This is a genomic window from Telmatospirillum siberiense (assembly GCF_002845745.1).
Lineage (GTDB): Bacteria > Pseudomonadota > Alphaproteobacteria > Rhodospirillales > Magnetospirillaceae > Telmatospirillum > Telmatospirillum siberiense.
This window is the reverse complement of the sequence record NZ_PIUM01000004.1, coordinates 144,293-159,661: the sequence shown is the minus strand read 5'-3', so window position 1 is coordinate 159,661 and position 15,369 is coordinate 144,293. Positions and strand designations below refer to the sequence as shown.

The following is a 15,369-nucleotide window of genomic DNA, read 5'->3' as shown; positions in this document are numbered from 1 at the left end:
ACTCCTGTCCAAGCGTTTCAGCGGGTCTCGCCGGTACCGGCCAATTTGGCCTTCAGGGCCGCCAACTCGCGCTCCACCTGATGGTCGGCCTGCAACTCCGCCAGCTCCTCGGCGACACCCTTCGGCTTCGCCATGTCATAGATATCCACCTTACCCTCCAATTCGTCCAGGGCCCGCTCGATCTGTTCGAAACGGGCGAAGGCATCGCCCACCCGGCCGTCATAGGTCGAAGACCGCAGCTTCAGCCGATTGGTCGCGGTCTTGTGACGCGCGATCATCGTCGCTTCGCGCGCCTTGGCATCGGCCAGTTTCTGCTGCAGGGCGGCGACATCCTCGCCCTGCTTGACAAGCCCCGCCTCGATCTGCTCGTGCCTGGTCTTGAGGCCGTCCAATTCATGTTGCAACTTGGACTTCACCTGCAAGGCGCCCTTGGCCAGATCCTCCCGCCCCTTGACCAGGGCGAATTCGGCCTTGGTCTGCCATTCCTCCACGTCCCTGGCGACGGTGGCGATCTTGCGGTCCAGTTCCTTCTGTTCGGCGATGGTACGGACCGCCGCCGATCGCACTTCGACCAGCGTGTCCTCCATTTCCTGAATGATCAGGCGAATGATCTTCTCGGGATCCTGGGCCCGGTCGAGAATGGCGTTGATGTTGGAATTGATGATGTCGCTGATACGAGAAAAGACACCCATGGAACCGCTCCTTCATGCGTGCGCCGTGTTCGCGGCAAGCCGGCTATGCCCTTATCAAGGATCATGCCAAGCATGGAGGAATCGATAACACACTGAAATAGCGAGATTAATTTACAAAAATCGACGAAGCGGCATTTTATATGTAGTCTATTTCACTATTTAATAGCGAAAATATTCATTTTTTCAGGAGCGTATGATTTCAATCCCTCCCGACGCTCCCACGCCGATCGGTCGCAGTCCATTGTTTCAGGAGACCATGGCCGACGTCTCGCGGATGGCTCCCTTGTCGCGGCCCGTCCTCCTGGTTGGAGAACGCGGCACCGGCAAGGAACTGATCGCCGCCCGCCTCCACTACCTGTCGCCACGCTGGAACCAGCCATTTCTCAAGCTCAATTGCGGCGGGCTGACCGACAGCCTTCTGGAGACCGAATTGTTCGGTCACGAGGCCGGCGCCTTCACCGGTGCCCAACGCAGAAGGTTGGGACGGTTCGAATTGGCCCATCGCGGCACCTTGTTTCTCGACGAGATCGCCAACGCCCCGATGACCGTCCAGGAAACCATCCTGCGAGTCGTCGAATATGGCAGTTTTGAGCGGGTCGGCGGCAGCGAGACGGTCGAAGTCGATGTTCGCCTGGTCGCCGCCACCAACGAAGACCTGCCGTCGTTGGCCGCCAACGGGCGCTTCCGTGCCGATCTGTTGGATCGCTTGGCCTTCGACGTCATGACCCTGCCGCCCCTGCGCGAGCGACCGGAAGATATTGAGGTGCTGTCCGAACATTTCGCCCTGCGCATGTCCCAGGAACTCCGCCGCGACGTCTTTCCGGGCTTTACCACCCGGGCATCGGCCACCCTGCTCGGGCATTCCTGGCCGGGCAATGTCCGTGAACTGAAGAATGTGGTGGAACGCGCGGTCTATCGTACCGATCCCGGCCGCAAGGTCGACAACATCGTTCTCGACCCCTTCGTTTCACCCTGGCGGCCAGCGCCTTCCCGCGAAGCCGGAAACGCCGGCCCCGCGATGACGGATGGCATCGCCCCCCCTTCGGGACCTTATGACTTCGCCGCCCATGTCAGGCATTTGGAACGCAGCCTTCTTCACCAGGCGCTCCTCGCCAACGACCACCATCAAAAACGGACGGCGGCCTTCCTGGGCATGACCTACCACCAGCTGCGCGGCCAATTGTTGAAGCACGACCTGATTGGAAGGGAATAGCAGGCTTATTCGCGGGATGATTGAGCGGAACACCGCCAGCGGCGTTTGCCGCTCAGCCCTGATGGGCCTTCGCCAGCAGGGAGCGCAATTCGAGCAGTTCGGCCAGAAGCTCCTGCAATTCCTTGCGATGGCTCGAGCTCAGCCGTTCCGCCGCGGGAACAGCCGGCTCCAGCGCCAACTGCGCCTGTGTGACGGCTTCCACGACGGAAGCCGTCTCCGAGGCCGGGGACGGGGCTTCGGGGGATGGCTCCTCCGGAACGGCAGCCATCGCCGCTTCCGGCTTGGCGTCGGCGATGACCTGTCCACGCGACTGATCGCGCAACAGCTTCTGCACGCCTCGGATGGTATAGCCGTCCTTGTAGAGAAGATCGCGAATACGCTTCAGGAGAACGAGGTCCTCGGGCCGGTAATAACGCCGGCCACCGCCCCGTTTCAGCGGCTTGATCTGTGAAAACTTGCTTTCCCAGAATCTGAGGACGTGCTGAGGCACATCGAGGTCCTCAGAAACCTCGCTGATGGTGCGGAAGGCCGCCTCCGACTTGACCGGCTTGCGGACGACCGCGTGCTCGCTGTCTTCTGCCTCGATCACGTCGTTGTCTTACGGCCCTGCGCCGTCTTGGACAGGCCGTCGTTGATCCGGTTCTTCAGCAATTGCGAAGGACGGAACACCATGACCTTGCGGGGCAGGATGGGAACCTCCTCCCCCGTCTTCGGATTCCGGCCAAGACGTTGGCCCTTGGAGCGCACCGAAAAACTTCCGAAGGATGAAATCTTCACCGGTTCGCCTTGCGCCAGCGCCGTGGAGATTTCACTCAAGACCAATTCCAGCAAATCAGCCGATTCGTTACGCGACAGGCCGACCTCTTGATAGACAGCCTCGCTCAACTCCGCACGGGTAATCGTTCGCTCAGCCATGCCGCTCACCCTCATAAAGTCATTGGGATGACCGTACCCCCTTGCCAGAAATCCGTCAATATCAAAGGGATGGAGGGGTTCGTTGCGGAAGGGGGAAAAGACCGCAGTGTTAATACGGATACTCGCTCAGAAACGGACCAGTGCCGCCCCCCAGGTGAAACCGCCGCCCATGGCTTCGAGCAACACCAGATGCCCCGGCTTGATGCGGCCGTCTTCAACCGCCTCGGTCAAAGCCAGGGGAACGGACGCCGCCGAGGTATTGGCATGACGTTCGACGGTCATCACCACCCTGTCGAGCGACAGCCCCAATTTGCGGGCAGTCCCCTCGATGATCCGTTTGTTGGCCTGATGCGGCACGATCCAGTCGAGGGAACTGGCGGCCATTCCATTGGCCTCGAGGGCCTCGTGAACGACCGAGGCGAGATTGACCACGGCGTGGCGGAAAACCTCGCGCCCTTCCATGCGCAAATGACCGACCGTCTGTGTGGAGGACGGGCCGCCATCGACATGAAGTAATTTGTAATGCCGGCCATCGGAATGGATATGGGTCGACAGAATGCCGTTATCGCCGTTATCGCCCCGTCCCTCTTCCGCCCTCAGCACCACGGCACCGGCGCCGTCGCCGAACAGAACGCAGGTGGAACGATCGGTCCAATCGAGAATGCGCGAGAAGCACTCGGCGCCGATGACCAGGGCGGTCCGTGCTTGGCCGCTCTTGATGAAATTATCAGCCACCGACAGGGCGAAGATAAATCCCGAACAGACCGCCTGCACATCGAATGCGGCCCCCCGGGTCATCCCCAGGGCGGCCTGAACCCGCGTCGCGGTCGAGGGAAACGTATTGTCCGGCGTGGCCGTCGCCAGGACGATCAGATCAAGGTCGGCGCCGGTCAGGCCGGCCGAGGCCAGAGCCCGCTCCGCCGCGGCGATGGCGAGGTGGGAGGTGAACTGATCTTCCGCGGCGATATGGCGCTCGCGAATACCGGTGCGTTCGACGATCCACTCATCGGTGGTATCGACACGCTGGGTGAGGTCGGCATTGGTCAGCACACGCTCAGGCAGATAGGCGCCGACGCCAACGATACGAGAACGAATCATCGACATCAGATCGCGGCCGCCTGTGCTGGTTGCTCCTCAATGGCCTTCAACCGCTCCAATTCCTGCTTGATGCTGTCGTTGAAGCCATGAGTGATGAGATCGGCGGCCACTCCGATGGCATTGGCGAAGCCAACCGCATCGGTGCCGCCGTGGCTTTTCACGGCAATGCCGTTCAAACCAAGGAACATGGCGCCGTTGTAACGCCGTGGATCGGTCCGAAGTTTCACCTTGACCAAGGCCGAGCGCGCCAGCAGATAGCCCAGTTTGGCCAGCCAGGAACTGGAGAAGGCGTCACGCAGGAAGCGCGTGTAAAGCCGGGCCAGCCCCTCGGCGCTCTTCAGCGCGATATTTCCGGTAAAACCGTCACTGACCACGACATCGACAGCGCCACCGGCGATATCGTTACCCTCAACGAAACCGTGGAAGGTCAACGGCAGGTGACCCTGGCGCAGGATCGAAGCGGCGGTCCTGACCGAATCGTTGCCCTTCATCTCTTCCGAACCGACATTGAGCAAACCGACGGTCGGATTTTCGATACCCAGGACGATCCGGGCGAACACTTCGCCCATCACCGCGAATTCCACGAGATTGTTGGCGTCGCAATCGACATTGGCGCCGAGATCGAGCATCACGCTCTCGCCGCGCTCGGTCGGGAAGAAACCGGCGATCGCCGGCCGATCGATTCCAGGCAGCATGCGCAACACATACTTGGACACGGCCATCAGGGCGCCGGTGTTGCCCGCCGAGACCACCCCGGCGGCTTCACCACGGGCCACGGCGTCGACGGCAAGCCACATGCTGGTCTTGCGCCCCTGGCGCAAAACCTGCGATGGCTTGTCATCACCCTTGACCGCCTGATCGGTGTGGCGGAGCTGGCAACACCCCTTCAACTCCGGCGCCTGCGCAAGCAACGACTCAAGCTTGGCTTGATCGCCAAAGAGCAAAAAGTCGACATGCGGCAATCTATTGCGCGCAATTTGCACGCCCTGAACAACCACGTCCGGGGCGTTGTCCCCGCCCATGGCGTCCAGCGATATCGTTACGCGCCCAATCAATCTCGCTATCCTTAGGACATCCACAAACGGTAGCGATGTTAGGCGGCGGCTCCGGATTCGGCAACCACTTCGCGCCCATCATAGTGACCGCAAGAGCCACAGACATGATGGGGCAGTTTCGGTTCGCCGCAGTTCGGGCACTCCACGTGGCCAACGGCCTTCAAAGCGTCGTGGGAGCGGCGCATGTTGCGACGGGATTTCGAGGTCTTTTTCTTCGGGACAGCCATTTGAATTACTCTCTGCCAAGGGGCAAAAGCGGAAAGGCGCCTTTCTTAACGAAAAACAGCCAGGGGAGCAAGCCTAATCCGGTACTATTTACGACACTCCGGCAATACCATGCCAGAATGGCGCTTTTCGAGGTGAAAACCTCTATTTCTTTTTCAGCGACGCCAGGGCGGCGAAAGGGCTGACCTTCGGCGGCGGCTCGGGCTCGGGGGGCTCGTCGCCTCCCTGAAAGGATGCGCCGGGGGCGCGCGGAAACGGATCCAGGGCCAGGGCCAGATGTTCGGCCGCCGCCTCTCCCAGATCGATGACACCGCCTTCGATCGGCTCGGGGGGATCCTCTTCCGTCAGACCGATATCCACCTCGACGTCCTCCTCGTCAAGGTCTGCAGCATAGACCAGGCTGAAATCCTCTTCCAGATGGGCGGACACGGGTTCCAGGCTGACCACGCAGGACTGAACCACATCGGCGGAAAAGCGTCCCTTCAGAAGCAGCCGCTCTCCGGATATCCGCCTCAGCCGCAGATGGGCGGTGAAACTGTCGACGGACAGGATACCGTAGCGCTCGGCCAGGGCCGCGCGCTCCTCGCCGTTGGCCTCGATATCGTAACGACGTTCGTCGTGGCCAAACCGATCGACCTGCACCGGTCGCGAAAATTCGATAGCGATCATGATGGTACCACGTCCTCCGGCATCGGAGCGGCAAAACGCACCTTGCCGTCCCGCAAATCATCGAGCGACTGTTCGATCAGGATGGCGTCGGACCGCCGCACATAGGCCGCCATGGCGTCCAGCGCGCGTTCCTCCACCGGTTCCCCCCGATAGAGGTTGCGGGCCAGGGCGTCGCGCAGGACGGCGGGATCGCCGCTGGCCGCTTCCAGTCCCGGTTCGTAGGCGGCGATCCGTCCATAAAAGGCCTTGGCCATGGTCTTCACCCGCCCGCCGACGGCCATATCGGAAACCCCCATCTCGCGCAAGTTCGCCTCCATGTCGGCGAACATCAGATCGAATACGACCTGCGACAAGGCCTTCGCCGGCCTTCCGCTCTTGCCCAGGCGATGGAGCAGCAGAAAGACGTGCAGAGCCAGAAGATCGAAACGACCGTCGACGCTGTCGGGAACCCCGAACGAAAGATAAAATTCCTCACGCCGCGCCTGCCGAACGGCGGCGGCATAAAGCGCCTGTCCGGCCTCGGCGACACGACCTCGGGAAAACAAAGAACGAAGAACCATCCGACCGATCCATTCATGAGAGCACCGCCGCCCCGCCTCAAGGGCGCCAGCGTCGTCGGCAAGTTAGCGCAATGCGCCAGCCGGGAAAAGATCGGAGACGAAAAGGCACCGGGAAGATTGACAAGGTGCCGCATGGAAGTGCACTTTCTGCACACTGTCGGTCGCGCCGCCGATCCGTCGTCCGAATCGCCTGCCAAGTGCAGTCTCGGAATGTCCTGTCCAGGCGGCTATCATATCGGGGCAAGATGCACTCCAAGTCCACCGTCCGTTTTCTTTTGGCCATGGCGTTTCTGGGAACCGCCACCGCCTGCGAGCCCGTTGTCGATCTGCGCGGCAATCTGCCGACCCCGGAACGCCTGACGGAAATCAAACCGGGCCGTTTTACGAAGAGCGACGTCACGGCGCTGCTCGGCACGCCGGCCAGCACCTCGGTGTTCGGCGATGAGCGCTGGTACTACATCAGCAGCAAAATCGAGACGATCGCCTTCTTCAAGCCCGAGGAACTGGAGCGTCAGGTCGTCGTGATCGATTTCGACCGCACCGGCACCGTCACCGATGTCCGCAAGCTGACCCTGCAGGATGGCAAGGACGTCACCATGGTGGCCCGTGAAACGCCGAGCGCCGGGCGCGATCTCAGCATCCTTGAGCAATTGCTGGGCAACGTCGGAAAATTCAATTCGAAAGGCAAGGACGACGCCCAGCCGGGCGGCTGATCCAAGGGCCTCTCAACACGAAAAAACCGCCGTCTTTCTCTAGACGGCGGTTTTTTTATGCCTGTTTGCCCTACCGCCCCGTCAGGGGATGGGACGGTAGGGACGAACAGATGGGGTTTCCGTTAGCCGGCAACGATCGCCAGCAGCAGAAGCGCCACGATATTGATGATCTTGATCATCGGATTGACCGCCGGTCCGGCGGTATCCTTGTAGGGATCACCGACCGTGTCGCCGGTCACCGCCGCCTTATGGGCGTCGGACCCCTTGCCGCCATGATTGCCGTCCTCGATGAACTTCTTGGCATTGTCCCAGGCGCCGCCACCCGAAGTCATCGACAGGGCGACGAACAGGCCGGTGACGATGGTGCCCATCAGCATGGCCCCCAGGGCCGAGAAGGCCGCCGCCTGCCCCGCCACGGCCAGAACCACCACATAGAGCACCACCGGGGCCAAAACCGGCAGCAAGGAGGGCACGAGCATTTCCTTGATCGCCGCCTTGGTCAGCATGTCGACGGCACGGCCGTAGTCAGGCTTGGCGGTGCCTTCCATGATCCCGGCGATCTCCTTGAACTGACGACGGACCTCGACGACGACCGAACCGGCCGCCCGTCCAACCGCCATCATGCCCATCGACCCGAATAGATAGGGCAGCAGGCCGCCGATGAATAGACCGATGACGACGAAGGGATCCTGCAGGCTGAAGCTGACCGTCAGCTTGGGAAAATAATGATGCAGATCTTCGGTGTAGGCGGCGAACAGCACCAACGCCGCCAAGCCGGCGGAACCGATGGCATAGCCCTTGGTCACCGCCTTGGTGGTATTTCCGACGGCGTCCAGAGCATCGGTGATCTTGCGGACGTCCTTCGGCAAGTCGGCCATCTCGGCGATGCCGCCGGCGTTGTCGGTCACCGGACCATAGGCGTCGAGTGCAACCACGATACCGGCCAGGGCCAGCATGGTCGTCGCCGCGATGGCGATGCCATAAAGTCCGGCCAGCATATAAGAGACGATGATGCCCACCGAAATGACCAGCACCGGCAATGCCGTGGCTTCCATCGAAACGGCCAGCCCCTGGATGACGTTGGTGCCGTGTCCGGTCGTCGACGCCTGGGCGACGCTGCGCACCGGACGATAATCGGTACCGGTGTAATATTCGGTGATCCACACCAGAAGTCCGGTGATGAGGAGCCCGACCACGGAGCAGCCCATGAGGGCCTTCACCGTCAGAACCAATCCACCGGTGGTGGTAAAGGAGGCCTCGAAGCCGCCGAACAGATATTGAGCGGCGGCGGCGATGGCGATCAACGACAGGATGCCGGTGGCGATCAAGCCCTTGTAAAGGGCCCGCATGATCTTCTGCGATGCGTCGAGCCGCACGAAGAAGGTTCCGATCACCGAAGCGATGATGCAGACGCCGCCGATCAGCAGCGGGAACAGCATCAGCTTTTCCTGATCCGCCCCGGAGAAGAAGATCGAGCCCAACAGCATGGTCGCCACCGTGGTGACGGCATAGGTCTCGAACAGATCGGCCGCCATGCCGGCGCAGTCGCCGACGTTGTCGCCGACGTTGTCGGCGATCACCGCCGGATTGCGCGGGTCGTCCTCGGGAATTCCGGCCTCGACCTTGCCGACCAGGTCGGCACCGACGTCGGCGCCCTTGGTGAAGATACCGCCGCCCAGACGGGCAAAAATGGAAATGAGCGAGGCGCCGAAGGACAAGGCGACCAGCCCTTCCACCAGATTACGCGACTCGAAGCCGAAATGACGCAGGACGACGTAATATCCAGTGACCCCCAGAAGCCCCAACCCGACCACCAGAAGACCGGTCACCGCGCCCGAACGGAAGGCGACCGACAGAGCCGGCGCCAGACCGCCCGAACGGGCCGCCTCGGCGGTTCGCACATTGGCGCGCACCGAAACATTCATCCCGACATAGCCGGCGATGCCGGACAAAAAGGCGCCGATGACAAAGCCGATGGCCACATGCAGACCGAGGCGCCAGCCGAGAATGATCGCAACGATGACGCCGACAACGGCGATGGTGGAATATTGGCGATTGAGGTAGGCGCGCGCGCCTTCCTGCACCGCAGCGGCGATTTCCTGCATCCGGGCGTTCCCGGCGGGCGCCGAGAGCACCGCGCGGCCGGCATACACCCCGTAAACGAGAGCCAGCACACCGCACGCCAAAACAAACGTATAGGCCATTCTTGTCCTTCCTATCCCCTGAGGTGCCGTTTTTTGAGCTCGACATGCCCATCCGAACACAGCGGAAACCAAAAAACGTTCGGACGGAACGACCGAGACAGCGGCCACAACCTGCCAGAATGGACCGTTTGGCGCAACTAAAGTGTGGGAAAAAAAGGATATGAATTAAGACTTGGCTGAAAAGAATCCAAGCATTGGACTGACCATTTTACCAATGACAGAGAAAATCCTGATTTAGCGGTCGTAAAGAGATTTGATAACCACGTCGTGAATGGCTTTTTCGCCAAACAGCCGACAGGCCACTTTGATCAATCGTTGATGAATGGCCTCGCGATCACCGGCGGAATGGGCGTCGGCATGCTGCGGAACGAAATCGTAAAGATCGACCAGAAGTGCGTTTTGCAGGCGGGGAAGCTCCGCCGCGACCTTGCCGGCCGATTCGACGTCGACGACGATGGCCAGATCCATGCCGATCTGCCGGCCGATGGCGTGCTTGGCGACCAGTGGAATGATGAAGGTGCCGAGATCGTACACTCGGTCCCGCGATTCCGCGGCCACCGGCTGTTCGGCCGGCGCGGCTTTCTCCTCGGACTTCAAGGAGGTCAGAAGATTGGGAAACGGCCCCATGCCGAACATCGACAAGCCGCCGATGACACCGAGGATCAAGATCACCACCAGGACGACGATAATGATGACCTTTTTCATATCTCACCCGCCGAAATGACGATATCCGCCGCCGGAAAGGGAAAGCGCGCGGCCATCGGAGTCTTCGACCCGCACCCCCTCGCCCTCGATGATCCGCCCGATCGGCGTCAGACGCAAGTCGAGCTCCCGACCCAGGGCCTCGATGGCCGTGGCCCGCTCCGCCGGGGCTGAAAACAGCAGCTCGTAATCGTCGCCGCCGGTCAACACAGTGACGATGCTTCCGAAGCCGGCCGAGATCGCCATCCGCACCGCGTCCGAAAGCGGTACTTTCTCCGCTTCGATCACCGCACCGACGCCGGACGTTTCGCAGATATGACCAAGATCGCCGACCAGTCCGTCCGAGATATCCATGGCGGCGCCGGCGAGACCGACGAGAGCCGGCCCCAATGTGGTGCGCGGCCGGGGCAGACGATAGCGCTCCAACAGCCACTGCCGCTCGGCCGGGCCCACCGGCACGGGCTCTCCCCGTCCGACCATCAGGCCGAACGCGGAATCGCCGATGGTGCCGGAAACCCAGATATCGTCTCCCGAACGAGCGTTCGAACGCAATAGGGCCGAATTTCGGCCAACGTCGCCGATGGCCGTCAAAGCCAGGGTAAGCGGTCCGGGCGTCGCCACCGTATCGCCGCCGATCAGCGCGATGGAAAATTCCTCGCAATCGGTTTTCAATCCGGAGGCAAAACGATCAAGCCAATCGCCGGTCACGTCCCTAGGGAAGCAACTGGCCAGAAGGACGGCGAAGGGGCGCGCGCCCATGGCGGCGAGATCCGAGAGATTGACGCGGATCAACTTGCGGGCGATCAGATCGGGCGGATCGTCGGGCAGGAAATGAACGCCCGCCACCATGGCATCGGCGGTCACCGCCCATTGCCGCCCCTCCGGACCATCGATCAACGCCGCGTCGTCGGTCAACCCCAATGCACCCGGATGACGCGCCGCCAGGGGCGCGAAAAGCCGGGCGATCAGGGAGAATTCATCGAGACCGGACATCACCGCCGATCTCGCCGGCCCGCACCACCCGCCCTATGCGATCGAGCACGGCATTGACCAGCCCGGGTTCGGGGCCGGAATAAAAGGCGTGCGCGATGTCGACATATTCCGAAATGACGACCCGGACGGGGACGTCGGGAAAATCGGCCAATTCGCAGGCACCGGCTCGCAAAATGGCGCGCAGCACGGTTTCAAGCCGGTCCACCGTCCAGTCGGCGCTCAAAGCCCCGGCGATCATTTCATCGAAATCGTCACGTCTCGCCAAGGTTCCCCGAAAGATCGCCGTGAGCATCAGCGGATCCGGGTCGGCCAGGACATGCTCTACCTCGCCGAACCCGGCGGGGTCGACGCCCTCCGGCGTCAGCATAACCTTGCCGCCGATTCCATGCTTGAGGAAATCGTCGAGGACAAGGTCCGGGGTTTGCCCGGACAATTCGGCATTATAAAGGGCCTGCACGGCGGCGAGCCGGGCGGCGGACCGCGCCTGCACGGATTTTTTCTTTTGGCCTTTGGGGGCTGTCATTTCGGTATGAGACTGAGTTCGCGTTTGATTTCGATCATGCGGAGGCAGGCGCGGGCGGCTTGTCCACCGAAGTTTCGCCGCTCCGGGGAGCAGCGTTCCATCGCCTGGGCGCGGTTATGCACGGTCAGGATGCCGTTGCCAACCGCCAAAGTGTAATCGAGGGCTAATTTCTGTACGCCGGAGATGGCTTCACGGCTGACATGCTCATAATGATCGGTCTCGCCCTTGATGGCGCAACCGAGCGCGACATAGCCGGAATAGCGCTCATCCGTGGCCCGCAACTCCATCGCCCGGATGGCATAGCGGATCGCCGCCGGAATCTCCAGGATGCCCGGCACGATCAGGCGTTTGTAGCCGGCACCGACGGCGGCCAGTTCCTTGACAGCGCCCTTGACCAGGTTATCGGTGATGTCATCGTAGAATCGCGATTCCACGATCAATATGCGTACGCCGCTGCTCATTGCCTCTCCTCGTGAATGGGGATCGCCCGCTGCTCGACGACGCTAAGGCCATATCCTTCAAGTCCAATGATAGTCTTTTTCGTATTCGACAAAAGAATCATCTCGGAAACGCCGAGATCGATCAGAATTTGGGCGCCAATTCCATAATCGCGGAGCTGCCCCGGTTCCTCGCTGCCGTCGAGGCGCGCCTTGACGCGGTCGGTCAAACTGGATGGACGCGGCTCACGGATCAGAAGGATGACCCCCCTGCCCTCCGCCGCCACCATCTCCATGGCCGTATGCAACTGACCGCCCTTTCCGGAATCGAGATCGCCGAGGACGTCGTCCAGCACGTTCAAGGCGTGAACCCGCGCCAGCACCGGCCCCCCCGACGCGATGTCGCCTTTGACCAGGACGACATGCTCGGCATAGGCGGCCGTATTGACATAGATGATCATCTTCCACTCGCCGCCATGGGTGGACCGGAAGCCGGTTTCCAACGTGCGGCGGATGATCTTGTCGTTGCGGAGACGATAGGCGATCAGGTCGGCAATGGTGCCGATTTTCAACCCGTGGACTTGCGCGAATTTGACCAGATCGGGCGTGCGGGCCATGCTGCCGTCGTCGTTCATGATCTCGCAGATGACGCCGGAAGGGTTGAGACCGGCCAGGCGGGCCACGTCGACGGCCGCCTCAGTATGACCGGCCCGCGCCAGCACGCCTCCTTCGCGGGCCATCAGTGGAAAGACGTGACCGGGACTGACGATATCCTGCGCGCCCTTTTCCGGATCGATGGCATCGGCGATGGTGCGGGCCCGATCCGCCGCCGAAATGCCGGTGGTCACCCCTTCGCGTGCCTCGATGCTGACCGTAAAGGCCGTCTGGTGCCGCGACGCATTGGCGGGCGCCATCATCGAAAGACCCAACTGCTCGATACGCTCCCTGGTCATCGCCAGACAGATCAGTCCACGCCCGTATTTCGCCATGAAATTGATCGCGTCCGAGGACGCCATGCGGGCCGGAATCACCAGATCGCCCTCGTTTTCCCGATCCTCGTCGTCGATCAGGATGAACATGCGACCCGCGCGGGCTTCCGCGATGAGATCCTCGACCGGTGACATATGGGCGCGGAAGTTCGGCAATCGATCAATCCTTTTCGAGCAGGCGCGCGACATAGCGGGCCAACATGTCGATTTCCATATTGACCTTGGATCCCACCGCATAACCGCCGAAGGTGGTCACGCTTTTGGTATGGGGAATGATATTGATGCCGAAACGCGCCCCCTCGACCTCGTTGACCGTCAGCGAAACGCCGTCGATGGCGACCGATCCCTTGGGAGCGACAAAGCGCTTCAGATGATCCGGCGCCTCGAAGGTGAAACGCAGGGAATCGTTCTCGGGGCGGATGCCGACCACGGTGGCGACACCGTCGACGTGACCGGAAACGATATGCCCCCCCAACTCGTCACCGATTCGCATGGCGCGTTCGAGATTGACCCGGCTCCCCGGCGCCCACCGCCCCAGGGTGGTCTTGTCGAGCGTCTCGGCCGAAGCCTGCACGGCGAACCAATCGGAACCGCGATCGATAACGGTCAGGCAAACGCCGTTGTTGGCGATAGACGCCCCGATCGGCACCTGCTTGACGTCGAAAGCCGTGCGAATCTTGAACAGCACATCGCCTTTTCCGGAAATCTCCAGAACCTCGCCCAAATCGCTAACAATGCCTGTGAACATAATGATTTCCTGTTTTATTGGTGATGTCCGAAGGTCTCGGATTTCTTCATCGCCGACCTCCGCCCCACCTTAAAGTCAGTCCCTTGTCAGATATTCAAACAGATCGGATCCCAGTTCCGCCAAGGTAAGGCGCTTGAAGCGTGGCGCCACCGCCAAATGATCGATCCCGAAGGACGCCACCGCCGGCAATCCGTCGCCGCCCACCAGCAGGGGCGCCCGGAACCAGGCCACCCTGTCGACCAGGTCATCGCGCAACAAGGCGGCCGCCAGATGGGCGCCGCCCTCGACCAGAATTCTGGTCAGTCCCCGCCTGGCCAATTCCCGCAGCGCGTCCGGAAGATCGATCTTGCCGTTCGCCGCCGTCGCCACCTCGATGATCTCGACGCCGCAGGCGGCGTAGGCTTGCAAGCGCTCCGGATCGTTGCCCTCGCGGGTGATCAGCCAGGTCGGCCATTGCCGGGCGCCGATCACCAGTTTTGAGGTGAGCGACAAGCGTAAATGCCCATCCATCACCAGACGGATCGGCGTGCGATCCTCCAAACCGGCCAACCGGCAGGTCAGATCGGGATTGTCGAACAAGGCCGTACCGCTGCCCACCATGATGGCGTCGTTTTCCGCCCGCAGCCGATGCCCGGCGGCACGCGCGTCCTGCCCGGTGATCCATCGGCTTTCCCCACTCACCGTGGCGATTCGCCCATCCAGGGAGCTGGCCAGTTTCAGCGTCACCAATGGCCGTCCATCGATGACCCGGCGGAAGAATCCCGCATTGATCTCCGCCGCGGCCTCGGAACCGGGACCGACCTCGACCTCGACGCCGGCGTCGCGCAAACGCTGCAGACCTCTTCCCGACACGCGTGGATCGGGATCCTCGATGGCGACGACGACACGGCCGACCCTGGCGGCGATCAGGGCGTCCGCGCAGGGGCCGGTTTTTCCATGGTGGCTGCAGGGTTCAAGGGTAACGAAGACGGTGGCTCCCGCCGCGGCCTCTCCGGCCTGGGAAAGCGCGATGGTCTCGGCATGCGGCCGGCCGCCCTTGGCCGTCCATCCGCGCCCGACGACACGTCCGTTCCTCACGACAACGCATCCGACCGAGGGATTGGGCCACACGGACCCAAGACCGCGCCGAGCCAGGCTCAACGCGGCCTGCATATGGGAAAGATCAGTCGTCGAGGCCGATTTCGCCACCAAGTTTCCCCACGAAATCCCCGAAGTCCTTGGCTTCGCGGAAGTCTCGATAGACCGAGGCGAAGCGTACGTAAGCGACCTGATCGAGATTGGCCAACGCCTCCATCACCAGCTCTCCGATGCTGGTGGTGGAAATTTCGGCCTCCCCGCAACTTTCCAGCCTGCGCTGGATACTGTTGACGATGCGCTCGACGCGATCTGGATCGACCGGACGTTTGCGCACGGCGATGGCAAGCGAACGCGCCAATTTATCCCTGTCGAAGGGCGCGCGCTGACCGTTCTTCTTGACGACGATCAGTTCGCGCAATTGTACCCGTTCGAAGGTGGTGAAGCGTGAACCGCAAGCCGTACAGAATCGCCGGCGGCGAATCGCCGAATTGTCCTCGGTCGGCCGAGAATCCTTAACCTGTGTATCGTCGTGACCACAAAACGGACAGCGCATCGC

At 61.8% G+C, this 15,369-nt stretch carries 19 protein-coding genes; 2 read left to right on the top strand and 17 right to left on the bottom strand.

Features of this window, described 5'->3' with window-relative positions:
- Nucleotides 1-17 precede the first annotated feature (17 nt).
- The gene (pspA, locus tag CWS72_RS05775) at nt 18-692 is read right to left on the bottom strand and encodes a phage shock protein PspA (protein WP_101249625.1); all 675 of its coding nucleotides are present in this window, start codon (nt 690-692) and stop codon (nt 18-20) included.
- Nucleotides 693-885: 193 nt separating this feature from the next.
- On the opposite strand from pspA, the gene pspF reads away from it, so the two are divergent.
- Nucleotides 886-1,905 carry a phage shock protein operon transcriptional activator gene (gene pspF / locus CWS72_RS05770; protein ID WP_101249624.1) on the top strand — a complete coding sequence of 340 codons (1,020 nt, stop codon included), beginning with the start codon at nt 886-888 and terminating at the stop codon, nt 1,903-1,905.
- Between the two features lie 52 nt (nt 1,906-1,957).
- On the opposite strand, the gene CWS72_RS05765 is transcribed toward pspF, so the two are convergent.
- The 7 genes from CWS72_RS05765 to CWS72_RS05735 all read right to left on the bottom strand — a co-directional run bounded on the left by CWS72_RS05765 (nt 1,958) and on the right by CWS72_RS05735 (nt 6,427).
- A complete protein-coding gene (locus CWS72_RS05765; RefSeq protein ID WP_241911600.1) occupies nt 1,958-2,494 on the bottom strand; it encodes a MerR family transcriptional regulator in 537 nt (178 codons plus the stop codon).
- Complete coding sequence (locus tag CWS72_RS05760) at nt 2,491-2,820, bottom strand: integration host factor subunit alpha (RefSeq protein WP_101249623.1); 330 nt, start codon at nt 2,818-2,820, stop codon at nt 2,491-2,493. The genes CWS72_RS05765 and CWS72_RS05760 overlap by 4 nt, the downstream gene beginning before the upstream one ends.
- A gap of 126 nt (nt 2,821-2,946) precedes the next feature.
- Nucleotides 2,947-3,918, bottom strand: coding sequence for a beta-ketoacyl-ACP synthase III (locus tag CWS72_RS05755; RefSeq protein ID WP_199175561.1), 972 nt, complete (start codon nt 3,916-3,918; stop codon nt 2,947-2,949).
- Between the two features lie 5 nt (nt 3,919-3,923).
- Nucleotides 3,924-4,973: a phosphate acyltransferase PlsX gene (plsX, locus tag CWS72_RS05750; RefSeq protein ID WP_101249621.1), complete on the bottom strand. Its 1,050-nt coding sequence runs from the start codon at nt 4,971-4,973 to the stop codon at nt 3,924-3,926.
- A 38-nt stretch (nt 4,974-5,011) separates the two neighbouring features.
- Complete coding sequence (gene rpmF / locus CWS72_RS05745) at nt 5,012-5,200, bottom strand: 50S ribosomal protein L32 (RefSeq protein WP_101249620.1); 189 nt, start codon at nt 5,198-5,200, stop codon at nt 5,012-5,014.
- A gap of 142 nt (nt 5,201-5,342) precedes the next feature.
- Nucleotides 5,343-5,867 carry a YceD family protein gene (locus CWS72_RS05740; protein WP_101249619.1) on the bottom strand — a complete coding sequence of 175 codons (525 nt, stop codon included), beginning with the start codon at nt 5,865-5,867 and terminating at the stop codon, nt 5,343-5,345.
- Nucleotides 5,864-6,427 (bottom strand): ubiquinol-cytochrome C chaperone family protein, encoded by a 564-nt coding sequence (locus tag CWS72_RS05735; protein ID WP_101249618.1) that lies wholly within the window; start codon nt 6,425-6,427, stop codon nt 5,864-5,866. Before CWS72_RS05735 ends, CWS72_RS05740 begins: the two co-directional genes overlap by 4 nt.
- A 245-nt stretch (nt 6,428-6,672) precedes the next feature.
- Between CWS72_RS05735 and CWS72_RS05730 the strand changes: the two genes are divergently transcribed.
- A complete protein-coding gene (locus CWS72_RS05730) occupies nt 6,673-7,140 on the top strand; it encodes an outer membrane protein assembly factor BamE (protein WP_101249617.1) in 468 nt (155 codons plus the stop codon).
- 122 nt (nt 7,141-7,262) lie between these two features.
- Here CWS72_RS05730 and CWS72_RS05725 read toward each other — a convergent pair whose 3' ends face one another.
- From CWS72_RS05725 to nrdR, 9 genes are all read right to left on the bottom strand, one after another.
- On the bottom strand, nt 7,263-9,344 hold the full coding sequence (locus tag CWS72_RS05725; protein WP_101249616.1) for a sodium-translocating pyrophosphatase: 2,082 nt from the start codon (nt 9,342-9,344) through the stop codon (nt 7,263-7,265).
- Between the two features lie 234 nt (nt 9,345-9,578).
- The gene (locus CWS72_RS05720) at nt 9,579-10,049 is read right to left on the bottom strand and encodes a hypothetical protein (protein ID WP_101249615.1); all 471 of its coding nucleotides are present in this window, start codon (nt 10,047-10,049) and stop codon (nt 9,579-9,581) included.
- 3 nt (nt 10,050-10,052) lie between these two features.
- Complete coding sequence (gene thiL / locus CWS72_RS05715) at nt 10,053-11,039, bottom strand: thiamine-phosphate kinase (protein ID WP_101249614.1); 987 nt, start codon at nt 11,037-11,039, stop codon at nt 10,053-10,055.
- Nucleotides 11,023-11,529: a transcription antitermination factor NusB gene (nusB, locus tag CWS72_RS05710; RefSeq protein WP_420824051.1), complete on the bottom strand. Its 507-nt coding sequence runs from the start codon at nt 11,527-11,529 to the stop codon at nt 11,023-11,025. Before nusB ends, thiL begins: the two co-directional genes overlap by 17 nt.
- Nucleotides 11,530-11,558: 29 nt before the next feature.
- Nucleotides 11,559-12,023 carry a 6,7-dimethyl-8-ribityllumazine synthase gene (gene ribH / locus CWS72_RS05705; RefSeq protein ID WP_101249612.1) on the bottom strand — a complete coding sequence of 155 codons (465 nt, stop codon included), beginning with the start codon at nt 12,021-12,023 and terminating at the stop codon, nt 11,559-11,561.
- Entirely contained in the window at nt 12,020-13,123 is a 1,104-nt protein-coding gene (gene ribB / locus CWS72_RS05700) for a 3,4-dihydroxy-2-butanone-4-phosphate synthase (RefSeq protein WP_420824052.1), read from the bottom strand. Before ribB ends, ribH begins: the two co-directional genes overlap by 4 nt.
- 25 nt (nt 13,124-13,148) lie before the next feature.
- The gene (locus tag CWS72_RS05695; protein WP_101249610.1) at nt 13,149-13,736 is read right to left on the bottom strand and encodes a riboflavin synthase; all 588 of its coding nucleotides are present in this window, start codon (nt 13,734-13,736) and stop codon (nt 13,149-13,151) included.
- 75 nt (nt 13,737-13,811) lie between these two features.
- Nucleotides 13,812-14,888, bottom strand: a complete 1,077-nt coding sequence (gene ribD / locus CWS72_RS05690; RefSeq protein ID WP_101249609.1) for a bifunctional diaminohydroxyphosphoribosylaminopyrimidine deaminase/5-amino-6-(5-phosphoribosylamino)uracil reductase RibD — start codon at nt 14,886-14,888, stop codon at nt 13,812-13,814.
- A gap of 10 nt (nt 14,889-14,898) precedes the next feature.
- Complete coding sequence (gene nrdR, locus CWS72_RS05685) at nt 14,899-15,366, bottom strand: transcriptional regulator NrdR (RefSeq protein ID WP_101249739.1); 468 nt, start codon at nt 15,364-15,366, stop codon at nt 14,899-14,901.
- Nucleotides 15,367-15,369: the final 3 nt, after the last annotated feature.

Excerpts from the sequence above, each read along its gene's own strand:
- pspA (WP_101249625.1), bottom strand. The coding sequence starts at position 692 with ATGGGTGTCTTTTCTCGTATCAGCGACATCATCAATTCCAACATCAAC.
- pspF (WP_101249624.1), top strand. The coding sequence starts at position 886 with ATGATTTCAATCCCTCCCGACGCTCCCACGCCGATCGGTCGCAGTCCA.
- CWS72_RS05760 (WP_101249623.1), bottom strand. The coding sequence starts at position 2,820 with ATGGCTGAGCGAACGATTACCCGTGCGGAGTTGAGCGAGGCTGTCTAT.
- CWS72_RS05755 (WP_199175561.1), bottom strand. The coding sequence starts at position 3,918 with ATGATTCGTTCTCGTATCGTTGGCGTCGGCGCCTATCTGCCTGAGCGT.
- rpmF (WP_101249620.1), bottom strand. The coding sequence starts at position 5,200 with ATGGCTGTCCCGAAGAAAAAGACCTCGAAATCCCGTCGCAACATGCGC.
- CWS72_RS05740 (WP_101249619.1), bottom strand. The coding sequence starts at position 5,867 with ATGATCGCTATCGAATTTTCGCGACCGGTGCAGGTCGATCGGTTTGGC.
- CWS72_RS05735 (WP_101249618.1), bottom strand. The coding sequence starts at position 6,427 with ATGGTTCTTCGTTCTTTGTTTTCCCGAGGTCGTGTCGCCGAGGCCGGA.
- CWS72_RS05730 (WP_101249617.1), top strand. The coding sequence starts at position 6,673 with ATGCACTCCAAGTCCACCGTCCGTTTTCTTTTGGCCATGGCGTTTCTG.
- CWS72_RS05725 (WP_101249616.1), bottom strand. The coding sequence starts at position 9,344 with ATGGCCTATACGTTTGTTTTGGCGTGCGGTGTGCTGGCTCTCGTTTAC.
- CWS72_RS05720 (WP_101249615.1), bottom strand. The coding sequence starts at position 10,049 with ATGAAAAAGGTCATCATTATCGTCGTCCTGGTGGTGATCTTGATCCTC.
- thiL (WP_101249614.1), bottom strand. The coding sequence starts at position 11,039 with ATGTCCGGTCTCGATGAATTCTCCCTGATCGCCCGGCTTTTCGCGCCC.
- ribH (WP_101249612.1), bottom strand. The coding sequence starts at position 12,023 with ATGAGCAGCGGCGTACGCATATTGATCGTGGAATCGCGATTCTACGAT.
- ribB (WP_420824052.1), bottom strand. The coding sequence starts at position 13,123 with ATGTCACCGGTCGAGGATCTCATCGCGGAAGCCCGCGCGGGTCGCATG.
- CWS72_RS05695 (WP_101249610.1), bottom strand. The coding sequence starts at position 13,736 with ATGTTCACAGGCATTGTTAGCGATTTGGGCGAGGTTCTGGAGATTTCC.
- ribD (WP_101249609.1), bottom strand. The coding sequence starts at position 14,888 with ATGCAGGCCGCGTTGAGCCTGGCTCGGCGCGGTCTTGGGTCCGTGTGG.
- nrdR (WP_101249739.1), bottom strand. The coding sequence starts at position 15,366 with ATGCGCTGTCCGTTTTGTGGTCACGACGATACACAGGTTAAGGATTCT.